Source organism: Tamilnaduibacter salinus (genome assembly GCF_003096655.1).
Classification (GTDB): domain Bacteria; phylum Pseudomonadota; class Gammaproteobacteria; order Pseudomonadales; family Oleiphilaceae; genus Tamilnaduibacter; species Tamilnaduibacter salinus.
Genome location: NZ_QEKQ01000004.1, coordinates 215,892 through 231,329 on the forward strand (window position 1 = coordinate 215,892; position 15,438 = coordinate 231,329).

Sequence of the window (15,438 nt, forward strand, 5' to 3'; positions counted from 1 at the left end):
GTGCGCCATCGTGGCGCACTGCTGTGGCGATCGCCCCGCAATGGTGCAGACCCCCTCGCCGGGCCAGCGTGATGTTTATGGTACACTCCGAACCGGAAAACCGGTAACCGGAGATCAAGGCCGTGAAAACACCGCAGGATTTTTTCAGCCAGTTGCAGGGCCAGTTCGGATCGGTGCTGCCGGACATGGCGAAGGCCGCGCGCGACGATGTCGAACACCACGCCCGCGCAACAGCGATGTCCGTGCTGTCCCGGCTTGATCTGGTGACCCGTGAGGAATTCGATGCCCAGCAGGCCGTGCTCCTGCGCACCCGCGAGAAAGTCGAAGCGCTGGAAAAGCGCGTCGCTGAGCTGGAGCAGCAACAATCGCAATAACGGAGCCGGTCAGGACGACAGCCTCCATGAATGCCCGGACAGGATGGTCCGGGCCCTCGTTCAGGGAAGACCATCATGCTTGCAATCGTGCACACCCGCGCCCGACTGGGCGTGTCGGCGCCACCTGTCACCGTGGAAACCCATCTGGCGAGCGGTCTGCCGTCGTTGTCGATCGTTGGCCTGCCCGAGGCCGCCGTAAAAGAAAGTAAAGACCGGGTGCGCTGTGCCCTGATCAATGCCGGTTTTGAATTTCCGACCCGTCGTATCACCATCAACCTGGCCCCGGCGGACCTGCCCAAAGAGGGTGGCCGGTTCGATCTGCCCATTGCCCTGGGTATTCTGGCGGCGTCCGGTCAGATCGAGAGTGAGCCCCTGGCGAGGCTGGAGTGCGTGGGCGAGCTGGCTCTCGATGGGGCTGTCCGACCGGTTCGGGGCGTGTTACCTGCGGCCATCGCGGCACGGCACGATGGCCGGTCGCTGATGATTCCGGCGGCCAACGCAGAGGAAGCGTCCCTCGCCGCCGGCGATGATGTCTACGCGGCTGGCCACCTGCTGGACATCGTGGCGCATCTGAACGGGGACTCGGTCATTGCCCCATTGCCGCCGATTCGAGAGGATCAGGCCCTGACGGTCGGCCCGGACCTGAGGGCGGTGCGCGGTCAGCATGTGCCCCGCCGTGCCCTGGAGATCGCCGCAGCCGGTGGCCACAACCTACTGCTCTTTGGTCCGCCGGGCACGGGTAAGAGCATGCTTGCGAGCCGTATGCCGGGCATTCTTCCGCCGCTGGACGATGAGGCCGCGCTGGAGGTGGCCAGTGTGCGGTCTGTCGCGGGTCAGCCGGTGGAAACCGACGGCTGGCGACGACCGCCGTACCGCGGGCCGCACCACACCGCATCGGCGGCGGCGCTGGTGGGCGGTGGCTCGAATCCCCGGCCCGGCGAGATCTCACTGGCCCATCGGGGCGTGCTGTTTCTGGACGAACTGCCGGAGTTCAGTCGAAAGGTGCTCGAAGTCCTTCGCGAACCGATGGAATCGGGTGAAATCGTCATCTCCCGCGCGGCCCAGCAGGTCACATATCCCGCCCGTTTCCAGGTGGTCGCCGCCATGAATCCCTGTCCCTGCGGTTATCAGGGGCATCCCACCATCGAGTGCCAGTGCGCCCCGCAGCAGGTCATGAAATATCAATCCCGCCTCTCCGGGCCGCTGCTGGACCGCTTTGACCTCCATGTGGAAGTGCCGGTGCAGGATGGCGATACGCTGCTTCGTCAGGACCAGACTCCGGAAGACAGTGCGACGGTTCGCGCGCGGGTGCTTGCCGCCCGGGAACGGCAGGCCCGGCGTGGGGCGCTGAACTGCGAGCTGGCGGGCAGTGCACTGGATGAGGCCTGCGACCCCGGCGATAGCGGCCGTCAGTTGTTGACCCAGGCCATGGAAAAGCTGGGCCTCTCAGCGCGGGCCCTGCACCGGATTCTCCGGGTCGCCCGGACGCTGGCGGATCTGGAGGGCGCGGAGACGCTTGAGCGCTCCCATCTGGTGGAGGCGCTGGGCTACCGGAAACTGGACCGGCGGCACAGTCCGTCGGGCGTGCCGGCCTGATCCGGGGAAGGCGCTCTGGTAAACTCTCGCCACTGAACGAGAGCAACGAGGCCAATGCCCCATGACGGACCAGAAAGACAGCGCAACCGACGAACCGGTCACCACCCGCAAAGGCATCCGCAGCTTTGTGCTGAGGCAGGGCCGGATGACGTCGGGCCAGGAGAAAGCCTGGGAGCGGAGCTGGCCCCGTTTCGGTCTGAGCCGTTCCGACGGCATGATTGAGCCGCGGGAACTGTTCGGTCGGCAGGCGATGCTCAACCTGGAAATCGGCTTTGGCATGGGGCAGTCTATGGCCACCATGGCCGAAGCGGCGCCGGAGCAGGATTTTATCGGCGTGGAAGTCCACAGGCCGGGCGTGGGCGCACTGCTCAAGGAAGTCGAGGACCGCGGGCTGGAAAACGTCCGGGTTTACAACATCGACGCCAACGACGTCATCGACTTTTGCCTGCCGGACGCCTCGCTCGACCGGGTCATGGTGTTCTTTCCCGATCCCTGGCACAAGAAACGCCACCACAAGCGCCGCCTGATCCAGCCGGAGTTCGTCCAGCGCCTGCGCCACAAATTGCGGGTCGGCGGGGTGCTCCATCTGACGACCGACTGGGAGAACTACAGCGAGCACATGATGGCAGTGATGAGCACGGCCGAAGGATTCGCGAACACCATGCCCGAAAACGGCTTCTCCCCCCGCCCGAAGGACCGGCCGATCACCAAGTTTGAGGAACGCGGGCTGGGCAAAGGGCATGGTGTCTGGGATCTGGTGTTCCGGCGAACGAATTGAAAAGGGTCTGAAAGTTTTAAAGTCTGAAGGTTTTAAAGTGTCGACGGCATTCGCCGCGGGCACACCACCTGCGCTAGAACGTAGAGACTTTAAGTCCTTAAAACTTTAAAACCTTCTTCCGTAGCGAATTCAGTCCCCAAGAAATCGCTGCAGAATCGAATCCAGATACCGTTGCCCCATTGGCGTCGTCTGGAGCCGGTCCGGTGTCAGCAACCCTTCCTGCCGTAACGCTGTCAACTCGTCCTGGATAGACGACAGTGGCACGCCCGTGCGTGCCTCAAATAGAGCCTCCTCCACGCCATCGGTCAGCCGCAGGGCGTTCATCAGGAACTCCAGGGGCCGCTCGGACGGCTCGATGGTGGACTGACCTGCCGTGCGGCTGCCCAGGCGGTTGAGGTAGGCCTCGGGCTGGCGGGTTTTCCAGTAGCGGCGGATATCACCGTTGGGGAATGTGATCTTGCCATGGGCGCCGGCACCCAGGGCCAGGTAGTCCCCAAACTGCCAGTAGTTGAGGTTGTGCCGCGCAATGTCGCCGTCCCGTGACCAGGCGGAGACTTCGTAGGGCCGATAGCCGCTGCCGGAAAGCGTCTCGGCGCCGGCGTCGGCGATGGCGGCGAGCGTCTCTTCATCCGGCAGGCGAGGGGGCGCGCTGTAGAACGCCGTGTTGGGTTCCAGGGTCAGCTGGTACCACGAGATGTGCGGCGGCTCGTGGGCCATGGCGGTGTGCAGGTCGGCGATGGCGTCGTTCACAGTCTGGTCTGGCAGGCCGTGCATCAGGTCCACATTGAAGCGCTCGAAGCCGGCGGCACGGGCCTCGTCCATGGCCCGTCGCGCGGCGTCGGCGTCGTGAATGCGCCCCAGCACCTCAAGGTGCGATGCCTGAAAGCTCTGCACACCAATGGACAGCCGATTGATGCCGGCCTCCCGGAAGCCCCGGAATCGGCCCTGTTCCAGGGTGCCGGGGTTGGCTTCCAGAGTGATCTCGGCGTCTGGTGCCAGGGTGAGGTGCTCGCGCAACCCGTCGAACAGGCAGTGGTAGAAGTCAGCCGACATGAGGGACGGCGTGCCGCCACCGATGAACACGGTGTCGATCGGGCGGTTGTCGACGCCGCCGAGGTCCTCCTGCAGATCTTCCAGTAACGCGTGACGGTAGGCGCCTTCGGGCAGATCCCCGGTCAGTGCGTGGGAGTTGAAGTCGCAGTAGGGGCACTTGCGAACACACCAGGGGACGTGGATGTAGAGGCTCAGCGGTGGCCGGCTGGTGTCAGTCATGACCGCCAAGCTGGTGGGCCAGCCGGTCCAGAAGGCCTTCCAGGGCCTGGCCCCGGTGGCTGATGCGGGCCTTGGTCTCCGCCTCCAGTTCAGCGGCGGTGCAGCCGGCATCCGGCACCCAGAAGACCGGGTCGTAACCGAAGCCGCCTTCGCCGCGCACTTCCTGAAGAATGTGGCCGCGCCAGATGCCGTGGCAGATCAGGGGCGTCGGGTCGTCGGCGTGGCGCAGATAGACCAGTACGCAGTGGAATTGCGCCGAGCGATGGCCGTCATCCACATCGGTCAGCCTGGCAAGCAGTTGGTCGATGTTGTCCCGGTCCGACGCACCCGGTCCCGCATAGCGGGCGGAGCGCACCCCCGGTGCGCCGCCCAGAGCGTCCACCGACAGGCCGGAATCGTCGGCCAGCGCCGGCAGGCCGGTATGGCGGGCGGCGTTCCGGGCCTTGAGCAGGGCGTTCTCGACAAATGTCACGGCAGGCTCGTCCGCCTCCGGCACATCATGCTCGCCTTGAGGTGTCGGATGAATGCCCAGCGGTGAGAGCAGCCGGTCCAGTTCCGCCAGTTTGCCCTTGTTGTTGCTGGCCAGTACCAGGCGACGTGCGGTCATAGTTGGCGATTACCCGTCATTGAACAGTGTCTTGGCAACCCGGACACGCATGGGCCGATCCCGCCCCGGCACGGTTGCCGAGATGTGGAAGGTCAGCAGGTCGCCTTCCACAAACTGGAATGAGGCCAGGTAATAGGTGGCCTCTCCTTCCTGGATGCGCCGAAAGCCCGGGAACCACTCCTGCTGTACGTCGTTGGCAATGCGCACTTCCACCTGGCCGTTAACCGGCTCGAGCCGGTTGCCGGACTGCTTCAGCAGACTGACGTTGATGACGCCAATGGAGCGGCTGCGCGTCAGGTTGTACTGCTTGGCGATGTCTGCCTGCAATGTGCTGCTGGGAAAAATGCTGTAGTGCAGCTGATAGTCGCCGAAAGACTTGTACTGACCGGCGCCCGCCGACAGCGGCAGAACCGCCAGGCCGATAAGCAGCAGCCAGTGGAAAAAGGATCGGACGGTCATGGGAGCCTCCCTAACGCGTAATCCGGTAGATGGCGATCTGACCGAGCATGTTCGGCCAGAGCCGGTTGAACCAGCGATACCGGTGTTCGCTGTCCACCACCGTGCGGTTCAGGATCTGGATGTCCTTGCGGTAGCACAGTGCCTCGAAATCCTTGAACGTGCACAGGTGGATATTCGGGGTGTTATACCATTTGTAGGGTAGTGTGTCCGATTCCGGCATGCGACCCCGCCACATCAAATACCAGCGCAGGCGCCAGTAGGCGAAGTTGGGAAAGGTGACGATCGACTCGCGGCCCAGGCGCAGCATCTCGTCCAGCATGATGTCGGGCCGGCGCACGGCCTGCAGGGCCTGGGTCATCAGCACCACGTCAAAGCTCTGGTCCTCGAAGTTGCCCAGGCCCTGCTCGTCCAGGTCCTGCTCGATGACGTTGACGCCCCGATTCATGCATTCGGCAACGTGCTCCGGGCTGATTTCCAGCCCAAAGCCCGTCGCGTTCTTCTCGCCCTGGAGGTAGGACAGCAGCGTGCCGTCGCCGCAGCCGAGGTCCAGAACGTGGCTCTCGGGCTGAATCCAGCGTTCGATAATTTCCAGGTCCGCTCTCATGCGCCAATCTCCCGGGCGACCCGGTCCATGTACGCGGAGAAGGTGTCCATGTACCGGGGAGTGGGAATCAGGAAGGCGTCGTGCCCCCAGGGTGCGTCGATTTCCGAGTAGCTGACCCGACAGCGGGCGGCGATCATCGCGTTGACGAGCTCCTCGGAGCGGGCGGGCGTGAAGCGCCAGTCCGAACTGAATGACAGCACCAGGAACTCGCACTGTGCATGGCGTAGCGCCGCCGCCAGGTCGTTGTTGAATTCATAGGCCGGATCGAAATAATCCAGTGAGCGGGTCATCAGAAGATAGGTGTTGGCGTCGAACGACTCGGAAAAGCGTTCCCCCTGGTACTGCAGATAACTCTCCACCTGAAACTCGGCGTCATAACCGAACTGATAGGCCTGTTCGCGCAGTTCACGGCCGAATTTCTCGCCCATCGAGGCGTCGGACAGATAGGTGATGTGGCCAATCATCCGGGCGAGCATGAGCCCGCGCCGTGGCACAGTGTTGTGCTCGTAGTAGCGGCCGCCATGAAATTCCGGGTCGGAGGTGATGGCCCGTCGCGCGACTTCGTTGAAAGCGATGTTCTGGGCGGTCAGTCGGGGTGTGGAGGCGATCACCACCGAATGGCGCAACCGATCCGGGTAGGAGATGGCCCATTGCAGCGCCTGCATGCCGCCGAGCGAGCCACCGACGACTGCCGCCCATTGCTGGATGCCGAGTCGGTCCGCCAGCTTGATTTGGCTATCGACCCAGTCGCGAACGGTGATGACGGGAAAATCCGGGCCATAGGGCTGGCCGGTCGCCGGATTCACGGTGTTTGGGCCGGTGCTGCCGTGACAGCCGCCCAGGTTGTTGACGCTGACCACGTAAAAGCGGTTGGTGTCGATGGGCTTGCCGGGGCCGATGCAGCTGTCCCACCAGCCCGGTTTGCGGTCATCGAGACTGTAGTAGCCCGCCGCGTGGTGGTGGCCGCTCAATGCGTGGCAGATCAGGATGGCGTTGGACGCCTCCTCGTTGAGCGTGCCGTAAGTCTCCACGACAAGATCGTACTCGCCCAGCGACTGGCCACAGGCCAGCGGCAGGGGGTCGCTGAAGTGAAGCGTCCGGGGCTCAACCAGGCCGACACAGTCCGGCGGCAGCGTTTCGGGCATGGTGTGGCAGAATCCTTGACATTCCGGCGAACGCCGCAGTGTAAAGCGCCGCCGGGGGCTCTGCAAATCAGGCGATGCCGGAGAGGTTAACCACCTTTTGCTGCATCTGCGTTGGTGGCGGGAGCCGGATCTGGCGCAGCATGCCGTCGGCCAGATCGAGCTGCTTTTCCAGCTCGGCGATGCGGTCAGTCAGGCGCTCGCGTTCGCTGCGCAGGGTCTGGTCATTGCGAGCCATGTCGCGTACCCGGCGAATCTGGTGCTCCAGCAGCTTCTTCTGCTCCAGCGAGTACTGCATGATGGGGAGCAGCGCTTCTCGTGGCCAGCGGTCAACGTCGGCCCGCACCCGTTCGTGCAGTCGCCGGGCTTCGGTGACCATGACGTTGAAGAAGCGCTGGATCAGTCGGTTCTGGCCGGACAGCAGGTTCCTGGGGTTGCGCCGGAAGCGGTCGGCCTTGCGGCGCAGGTCGCGCAGGGCAATCAGGTGCCGGCCGGCGCGCAGCGGAATGGGCTCCAGGTGACGAGTTCGGTTGTCCTCGTTATAGCGCCGGTAGATGGAGCCGACCATTTTCTCGGCCAAACGCCCCTCCATCAGCAGGTTGTTGAAGTCGTTTTCCAGCCGCTCAAAAAAGTGGTCCATGGCCCGGCTCAGCCCTGGGGTGGTCCAACTGCTTCCCATCAGGTGCCGGATTTTGCTGACGTGTTGGTCGAAGCGTTCCTGGGACACCATGTCGGCGAGCAGATCCCCCTGGGACTGCATCAGGCGGCGGCTGGAACGCAGTGTAATCAGCTTGCGGTAATAGAAGTCGTAGTCCTGCTGGGAGCGTTCGGCAAGGCGCTTGAGTGCCTCGCGGTCGACCCGGTGCTCACGGCAGGCGTCCAGCTCCTCGCGCATGGAAGACAGGCGGCTCTGCATGGCGGCCTGACTGTTCTGAAGCATTCCGACCAGATCATTGATCAGACTCTGGGTGATCAGGTCCTCTTTGTACTGAAGAATGCGATCAACGATCAGGTCCTCAAGATTGCCAAGGCCGCTGTGATCGAACAGTGACTGGTTGTCCCGCACCCGACCGTGCAGCCCCTGTTTGGCGGAGACCGGCACCACGTCGTCCGGTGTGATGTTGAGGTGTCGCGCCGTATCGCGCTGGACACGTCGGATGGCGTCCTGAGAGTGACTCTCCCCCTCCAGGTCGTCCCAGAGCATGTCCACCTTGTTGAGGACGGCAAACCGACCCGCCCGGTGATCCGAGTCCTCGGTGGCGATGTGCTCTTTCCAGATGGTCATGTCGCTGGCGGTGACGCCGGTGTCCGCGCTCAGCAGGAATATGACCGCATGGGCGGCGGGCAGCATGCTGATGGTCAGTTCCGGTTCCGAGCCCAGCGCGTTCAGTCCGGGGGTGTCGAGAATGCGCAGCCCCCGCTCGAACAACGGGTGCTGGATGCTGATGCGGGCGCTGCGCCACGCTGGAATCAGAACGTTGTCGTTATGCTCCGGGTCGGACTCCAGCATTTTCTCATCGAAGCCCAGCTCCCGGGCCTCGCGAACCGATACGCTGCGCACGCGCGCGACTTCTGAGAGGACTTCCCGCATGGTGTCCGGCGAGCTGGTGTCAAGCTCGTGATGCTCCCACCAGGCGTCCTCGCGACGCAGTTGCTGGAGTGACGGCTCTTCCCGGCGGGTGTCGATCGGGAGCAGCTGGAGGTAATTGCGGTTCCGGTTGCGGTCGAAGAACAGCTCGGTCGGACACATGGTGGTGCGCCCGGCCTCGGAGGGCAGCATGCGCTGACCGTAACCGGCAAAGAACAGGGCATTGATCAACTCGGTCTTGCCGCGGGAGAACTCGCCCACGAACGCGAGCGTCAGTTCGTCCTCGACGAGTAACTCAAGGCCGTGGCGGATACGGTCACTGACGTCCTCGGAAAAAAGGTCATTGTCCTGGAGCCAGAGCCGGTAGCGCGCTATCTGGCGGATCAGTTCCTTTTTCCAGTCGTGATAGGCCTCGACTTGTTGTGACAGGCTGCCGTTCATCTGCATGACACTGCTCGTCTCCGCAACCGGATCGGCGTGTCCCTGCCGAACCGGTCACTCACTCTGGGTATGGATAACGGACACTATAGTGTGATGCTATCGAATGTCGCCACGTCGGTTGGTAAGGAAATGTAAAACGTGACGACAGTCACAGCCCGACGCCAATGTTCCCCAGTCCCACGCCCTGGGCCATGTGCTCAATCACAACGGAGATGACGTTGAGCAGCAGGAACACGATGATGGGGGACAGGTCCAGCCCCCCCATGGATGGCATGATGCTGCGCACCGGTCGCATCACCGGTTCGGTGAGCTGCCCCACCAGTTGAATCGCCGGGTGCGGGCTGCCAGGGGCAATCCAGCTGATGATCACGATCGCGAGAACCGACCAGAAATAGATTTTCACGATCAGCCCGAGGACCGTCACGACCGACCAGGCCAGCAGAGTGACCGGGTTGATCGCCGGGAACCCATTGCTCAGCGCGGCGAGAATGAGCAGATACACGAGCCCCTGGATCAGGATGGCGAGTACCAGCGAGGCTCCGTCGATCCCGCCCCAGCCCGGAATGATCCGGCGCAGCGGGCGCAGCGGTGGGTTGGTGGCTTTCACGACGAATTGGGTGATCGGGTTGTAGAAATCCGCCCGCGCCATCTGCAGAAGGAAGCGCAGCAGTACGACGGTCAGGTAAAAGGTGGATACAAGCTGCAGGACCGTGATCACGATTTCAGCCAGCATTGAAAGGCTCCGTTCAACAACTAATCGGTGGTGGAAAAATCATGGGGATTATCCCGGTCAATTTCCAGTGATGGTTCAGGACGCGTTGTCGCGCAATTGCGCCGCCATCGCTTTCGAATGCTTGATCACCGCCTGGCAGGCGCGCCGGACCAGTCCGCGCAGGTCGCCATCCTCAAAGGTTTCGACGGCTTTTTCCGTGGTGCCGCCGGGTGACATGACGTTGCGCTTGAGCTGGGCGGGTTCATCGGGGCCGCGCCGGGCCATCTCGGCGGCACCGGCCATGGTCTGAATGGCCAGCCAACGGGCCTGCTCGCGCTCGACGCCGAGTTCATCACCGGCCTCTTCCATGGCTTCCAGCATCAGGAAAAAGTAGGCGGGAGCGCTGCCGGACAATGCCGTAATCGAATGCAGCATGGCCTCGTCTGGGACCCAGAGAGCAATCCCCACGCCCTCAAAGATGGCCGTGACCGCCTTGCGCTGATCGTCGCCAACACTGTCGGTTGCATAGAGCCCGGCCGACCCTTTTCCAACCAGTGACGGTGTGTTCGGCATGCAGCGCACGATGGGCATGCCGCCGCCGAGCCAGCCATCAAGCGTGTCCACTTCGAGTCCGGCGGCAATTGAGACGATCAGCGGGCGTGTGTTCTGGACCACGGGCGCGATCTCTTCGCAGACCGACCGCATAATCTGGGGCTTGACCGCCAGCACGATAATATCGGCCTGTTGTGCGCAATAGCGGTTGTCGGTGGTGACGCTGACCCCCGACTGCTTGCGGATTCTCTGGAGGTGGCTGTCGTCCGGGGCGCTGACCCAGAGGTTGTCAGCGTTGAAGCCGTTTTCCAGCATGCCGCCGATGATGGCATTGGCCATGTTGCCGGCGCCAATGAAGGCGATGGTGCGGGGTGTGCTCACGGTAGGGCTCCCTCCGATTCAGGCAAAAGCGTCATCATAACAGGCACGACTTCATCGCGGGGCTTATTCCATTGGCGAATCAGCCGGGCAGGGACTATCCCCTGGGGCCGAACAGCGCTGAACCAACCCGCACCAGGGTCGCGCCCTCCGCGATGGCGATTTCCAGATCACCGGACATCCCCATCGACAGTGTCTGCGGGATGGGCCCGTCCGTCGTCTGCTCCTGAAGCGTCGCCAGCAATCCGGCGAGTCGACGGAAGCTGGCACGCAGGGACGATTCCGCCTGGTTCGGGTCGGGGATCGCCATCAGTCCCGCCAGCTCCAGGTTTTCGAGCGCAGCGATGGCCCTTGCCAGCGCCGGCACCTCGTCCGGGTCGGCTCCAGACTTACTCGCTTCCCGGTCAATGTTCACCTGCAGGCAGATTCGCAGCGGCGCCATGCCCGCCGGGCGCTGGTCACTCAGGCGGCGCGCGATCTTCAGGCGGTCGACGCTATGGACCCAGTCAAAGCGGGCGGCGATGTCCCGCGTCTTGTTCGACTGGATCGGGCCGATGAAATGCCACTCCAGATCGCTCAGGTCCGACAGGGCCTCCATCTTCTCCAGAGCTTCCTGAAGGTAGTTTTCACCAAACCGGCGCTGGCCGGCGGTTGCGGCATCGCGGATCGCCGACGGGGGGTGGGTCTTGCTGACCGCCAGCAGGCTCACGGCCCCATCTGGCCGGCCTGCGGCCTGTGTTGCTTTTTGTATGCGTCGGGTTACGGTCCCGAGGTTGTCTGCTATGCTGTTCATTCGGAAGTTCCGGGCCTTTCCGGTGCGGTTCTCAGGGGTTCCGGGGGTGTCACAAGGGCCTCCTCAGACGGTCTCTAGACTACCGCCCGGTACCAGCGAACGCCAACATGATGCCCCGCCACCGGACAGCTTCGGGACGACTTCCGCTGGTTAAGAACAAAGACCAACGAGCCTTCCGGGGAAAGACTCAATGGATATAACCGAACTGCTGGCGTTTTCCGCCAAACAGGGCGCGTCGGACCTTCACCTGTCGGCCGGTCTGCCGCCGATGATCCGTGTGGACGGCGATGTCCGGCGGATCAACCTGCCGCCCATGGAGCACAAAGAGGTCCACGGGCTCATTTACGACATCATGAACGACAAGCAGCGCAAGGATTACGAGGAGTTCCTGGAGACGGACTTTTCGTTCGAGGTGCCGGGTGTTGCGCGTTTTCGTGTCAATGCCTTCAACCAGAACCGCGGCGCGGGTGCGGTTTTCCGGACCATCCCGTCGAAAGTGCTGACCATGGAAGACCTCGGCATGGGGCAGGTGTTCAAGGACGTGTCCTCGGTCCCTCGGGGGCTGGTGCTGGTGACCGGGCCGACGGGTTCGGGCAAGTCCACAACGCTGGCGGCCATGCTCGATTACATTAACGAGAGTCGGTACGAGCACATCCTGACCATTGAGGATCCGATCGAGTTTGTCCACGACTCCAAGAAGTGTCTGCTGAACCAGCGGGAAGTGCACCGGGACACGCTGGGTTTCAATGAAGCGCTGCGCTCGGCGCTGCGGGAAGACCCGGACATCATTCTGGTGGGTGAGCTGCGGGACCTGGAGACCATTCGCCTGGCTCTGACGGCGGCCGAAACCGGTCACCTGGTGTTCGGCACGCTGCACACCACCTCGGCGGCCAAGACCATCGACCGGATCGTCGATGTGTTCCCGGCGGAGGAAAAGTCGATGGTCCGCTCCATGCTGTCGGAGTCGTTGGAGGCGGTGATTTCCCAGGCTCTGATGAAAAAGGTGGGGGGCGGTCGCGTGGCGGCGCACGAGATCATGATCGGTACGTCAGCCATCCGGAACCTGATTCGTGAGGACAAGGTGGCGCAGATGTACTCGGCCATCCAGACCGGTGGCCAGACGGGCATGCAGACGCTGGATCAGTGTCTCCAGAAGATGTTGCAGAAAGGGCTGATCTCCCGCGAGGCGGCGCGCGCGAAGGCCAAGATGCCGGACAACTTCTGATCATTGACGGGTGACGATCATGGATTTTGAGAAACTGCTGGCCCTGATGGTGGAAAAGGGCGGCTCCGACCTGTTTATTACCGCCGGCGTACCGCCCAGCATGAAGGTCAATGGCAAGGTGCTGCCGGTGACCAAGACGGCTCTGACGCCGGACCAGACGCGCGAGATGGTCTACGGCGCCATGAATGAGAAGCAGCAGGCGGAGTTTGACGACACGCACGAGTGCAACTTCGCGATCAGTGCCCGCGGTGTTGGCCGTTTCCGGGTGAGCGCATTCTATCAGCGCAACGTCTGCGGCATGGTACTGCGTCGGATCGAGGTGAAAATCCCGCAGCTGGACGATCTGAACCTGCCCGAGGCCATCAAGGAACTGGCCATGACCAAACGCGGACTGATCATCTTCGTGGGCGCCACGGGGACCGGTAAGTCGACGTCGCTGGCGGCCATGCTGGGGCACCGTAACCGAAACAGCCGCGGCCACATTATCTCCATTGAGGACCCGATTGAGTTCATCCACCAGCACCAGGGCTGCATCGTGACCCAGCGTGAGGTGGGGATCGATACTGAGAGCTTCGAAGTGGCGTTGAAGAACACGCTGCGTCAGGCACCGGATGTCATCCTGATTGGCGAGGTTCGGAGCAAGGCGACCATGGAGTACGCCATGCAGTTCGCCGAAACGGGTCATCTCTGTCTGGCAACGCTGCACGCCAACAACGCCAACCAGGCGCTGGACCGGATCATCCAGTTCTTCGGGCCCGAGCAGCACAACCAGATCTGGATGGACCTGTCGCTGAACCTCAAGGCGATTGTCGCCCAGCAGTTGATTCCCACGCCGGATGGCAAGGGGCGGCGCGCGGTGATCGAGATCATGATCAACTCGCCGCTGGCCCAGGACCTGATCCGCAAGGGCGAGGTGCACAAACTCAAGGAACTGATGTCCAAGTCCAACGAGACCGGCATGCAGACCTTCGATCAGGCCCTCTACTGGCTCTACGATGAGGGCGCGATCACCTACAAGGACGCCCTCGCGCACGCCGACTCGCCCAACGACCTGCGCCTGATGATCAAGCTGGGTGCCGATGCGGCCAGTGCGGACAAGCTGTCCTCGTCCGTCGACAAACTGTCGATTCAGGACGACTGATGGTGGCCGCGGAAACCTCGGACGGGCGCGGAAAATGACATTGCCACGGAAAACACGGAACAACGCGGAAGACGATAAGAGACGAAAAGGCGGTGGCCTGCCACTTTCCTTGTAACCCGAGTCGGTTTTGTGCCGAGGGCAATTTCTGTGTCGTTCTGTGTTTTCCGTGGCTGCTCATCGTCTTACTGCAATAAAACCTGCCTCCCTGAATCATTGCATTTGGCATTTGAGGCCAATATCCCGCGCCTTTAGACTCCCGCCGACAAAATGACAACTGGAGAAAAGTCGATGCGTGGAGTGTTTGACGTCCGTGGTGTGCTGGTTCTGGCGACCGCACTGACACCGGCGGTGTCCCTGGCCGGTGGGTTTTCCCTCAATGAGCAGAGCGCCAGCGCCATGGGTACGGCCAATGCCGGTGCCGCTGCGAACCCCGAGAACGCGACAACGGTCTACTTCAACCCGGCCGGTATGACGGAACTGGAAGGCAATCATGTGTCGTTTGGCGCTGCCGTTCTGGATATCACCGGGGATTTCAGAGGGCAGGCGACCAATAATGCTGGTCAATCAGTGAACGGTGACGATGGCGGTGATTTTGTCCCGGTTGCGGTCCTTCCAAACGCGTATGCGACCAGTCAGGTCAGCAAGAACGTCTCCGTCGGTATTGGTCTTCACGCGCCGTACGGGCTGGCGGCAGACTATGACGACCGCTTCAAGGGCCGGTACTTTGCGGACGAAACAGAGTTGAGGGTCATCAGCCTGAGCCCGTCCATCGCTGTCACTGATAACAACGGCTTCTCCGCGGGCATCGGTGCGAATCTGATGTACGCGGAGGGCACACTCACCAAGTTCCAGGACTACAGCGCCCAGGCACCGACGCTGGCGGCGCTACCGGGAGGTCAGCAGTTCCTGAATCAGAGCAATGGGCAGGGTTATGTGGATATCGAGGGTGATGATCTTGCTCTGACCTTCACAGCGGGCATGCTCTACACCTTCAACGACAACGCAACCACAGTCGGCCTGTCAGCGCGAACCGGCACGGAGCTGGAGCTGGAAGGCGATGCCACCCTGAGCCCCTACCCGGATACCTCCTCTGCGCTGACAGGTGGCGCTGTACAGAGTGCCACGCTCTCCGAGCAGGTTGTTGTTCCGCTGGAAGTGCCCGAGAGTCTGACGTTTGGCCTGCGCCACAGCCTGACCGATACCGTGACACTGCTGGCCGGTGGCACCTGGGCGAAATGGAGTCGCTTCGAAGCGCTGGATGTGATCAGCCGTGAGGAGAACGGGGCGATCTCGGCCATCGGTGATGCCAAGTACGATCCGAAGAACAGCCGTTCCGAAGACTATGTCGGGCATGTGTCCGAGAACTGGCAGGACACCTGGAGCTACTCGATTGGTGCAGAATGGAAGGCAACATCGGCCTGGACGCTGAAGGCCGGATATAAGCGGGACGAGACCCCGGTCAACCCGAACTATATTACGGCCCGGGTGCCGTCAAGCGACCGGGACTGGCTGACCCTGGGGACCCAGTATGCGGATGAATCGTCCGGCTGGACGGTCGATGTGGCTGCCGGTATTCTTCTGCTGGATCAGGTCACCATCGATGAGCGGGAATACACTGTGAACGATGAGCCGCTGCCCAACAACGCCAATCTGCAGGGCACGTACGAGCTCGACGCCTGGACGGCAGCCGTGCAGGTCAGCAAGTCGTTCTGACTCGCCGCCCCCGGTGGTCTCCGGCCCGTTTCCTGAACGGGCTGCCCATCGGGGCATTCCCCT

Annotated in this window: 15 protein-coding genes; 6 read left to right on the plus strand and 9 right to left on the minus strand. The window is 62.6% G+C overall.

Features of this window, described 5'->3' with window-relative positions; all coding sequences use genetic code 11:
- Positions 1 to 122 precede the first annotated feature (122 nt).
- From C8D92_RS07785 to trmB, 3 genes are all read left to right on the plus strand, one after another.
- Positions 123 to 374 (plus strand): accessory factor UbiK family protein, encoded by a 252-nt coding sequence (locus C8D92_RS07785; RefSeq protein ID WP_095611516.1) that lies wholly within the window; start codon positions 123 to 125, stop codon positions 372 to 374.
- 75 nt (positions 375 to 449) lie between these two features.
- Entirely contained in the window at positions 450 to 1,970 is a 1,521-nt protein-coding gene (locus C8D92_RS07790; protein ID WP_116918983.1) for a YifB family Mg chelatase-like AAA ATPase, read from the plus strand.
- Positions 1,971 to 2,031: 61 nt separating this feature from the next.
- Positions 2,032 to 2,748: a tRNA (guanosine(46)-N7)-methyltransferase TrmB gene (gene trmB, locus C8D92_RS07795; protein ID WP_116918984.1), complete on the plus strand. Its 717-nt coding sequence runs from the start codon at positions 2,032 to 2,034 to the stop codon at positions 2,746 to 2,748.
- Positions 2,749 to 2,877: 129 nt separating this feature from the next.
- On the opposite strand, the gene hemW is transcribed toward trmB, so the two are convergent.
- From hemW to C8D92_RS07840, 9 genes are all read right to left on the minus strand, one after another.
- Positions 2,878 to 4,020, minus strand: a complete 1,143-nt coding sequence (gene hemW, locus C8D92_RS07800) for a radical SAM family heme chaperone HemW (RefSeq protein ID WP_116918985.1) — start codon at positions 4,018 to 4,020, stop codon at positions 2,878 to 2,880.
- On the minus strand, positions 4,013 to 4,627 hold the full coding sequence (gene rdgB / locus C8D92_RS07805; protein WP_095611520.1) for an RdgB/HAM1 family non-canonical purine NTP pyrophosphatase: 615 nt from the start codon (positions 4,625 to 4,627) through the stop codon (positions 4,013 to 4,015). The genes hemW and rdgB overlap by 8 nt, the downstream gene beginning before the upstream one ends.
- Before the next feature lie 9 nt (positions 4,628 to 4,636).
- On the minus strand, positions 4,637 to 5,086 hold the full coding sequence (locus tag C8D92_RS07810; protein ID WP_095611521.1) for a DUF4426 domain-containing protein: 450 nt from the start codon (positions 5,084 to 5,086) through the stop codon (positions 4,637 to 4,639).
- A gap of 10 nt (positions 5,087 to 5,096) precedes the next feature.
- Entirely contained in the window at positions 5,097 to 5,690 is a 594-nt protein-coding gene (gene metW, locus C8D92_RS07815) for a methionine biosynthesis protein MetW (RefSeq protein WP_095611522.1), read from the minus strand.
- Entirely contained in the window at positions 5,687 to 6,835 is a 1,149-nt protein-coding gene (gene metX, locus C8D92_RS07820; RefSeq protein WP_095611523.1) for a homoserine O-succinyltransferase MetX, read from the minus strand. The genes metW and metX overlap by 4 nt, the downstream gene beginning before the upstream one ends.
- A 67-nt stretch (positions 6,836 to 6,902) precedes the next feature.
- A complete protein-coding gene (locus tag C8D92_RS07825; RefSeq protein ID WP_116918986.1) occupies positions 6,903 to 8,867 on the minus strand; it encodes a dynamin family protein in 1,965 nt (654 codons plus the stop codon).
- Between the two features lie 142 nt (positions 8,868 to 9,009).
- Positions 9,010 to 9,594 carry a YggT family protein gene (locus C8D92_RS07830; protein ID WP_095611525.1) on the minus strand — a complete coding sequence of 195 codons (585 nt, stop codon included), beginning with the start codon at positions 9,592 to 9,594 and terminating at the stop codon, positions 9,010 to 9,012.
- Between the two features lie 75 nt (positions 9,595 to 9,669).
- Positions 9,670 to 10,506 carry a pyrroline-5-carboxylate reductase gene (proC, locus tag C8D92_RS07835; protein WP_116918987.1) on the minus strand — a complete coding sequence of 279 codons (837 nt, stop codon included), beginning with the start codon at positions 10,504 to 10,506 and terminating at the stop codon, positions 9,670 to 9,672.
- Positions 10,507 to 10,600: 94 nt separating this feature from the next.
- Entirely contained in the window at positions 10,601 to 11,296 is a 696-nt protein-coding gene (locus tag C8D92_RS07840; RefSeq protein ID WP_116918988.1) for a YggS family pyridoxal phosphate-dependent enzyme, read from the minus strand.
- A gap of 190 nt (positions 11,297 to 11,486) precedes the next feature.
- On the opposite strand from C8D92_RS07840, the gene C8D92_RS07845 reads away from it, so the two are divergent.
- The 3 genes from C8D92_RS07845 (at position 11,487) to C8D92_RS07855 (ending at position 15,375) form a co-directional block, all read left to right on the plus strand.
- Positions 11,487 to 12,521: a type IV pilus twitching motility protein PilT gene (locus C8D92_RS07845; protein ID WP_095611528.1), complete on the plus strand. Its 1,035-nt coding sequence runs from the start codon at positions 11,487 to 11,489 to the stop codon at positions 12,519 to 12,521.
- A gap of 19 nt (positions 12,522 to 12,540) precedes the next feature.
- Positions 12,541 to 13,662 (plus strand): PilT/PilU family type 4a pilus ATPase, encoded by a 1,122-nt coding sequence (locus C8D92_RS07850; RefSeq protein WP_095611529.1) that lies wholly within the window; start codon positions 12,541 to 12,543, stop codon positions 13,660 to 13,662.
- A 288-nt stretch (positions 13,663 to 13,950) separates the two neighbouring features.
- The gene (locus C8D92_RS07855; RefSeq protein ID WP_095611530.1) at positions 13,951 to 15,375 is read left to right on the plus strand and encodes an OmpP1/FadL family transporter; all 1,425 of its coding nucleotides are present in this window, start codon (positions 13,951 to 13,953) and stop codon (positions 15,373 to 15,375) included.
- Positions 15,376 to 15,438: the final 63 nt, after the last annotated feature.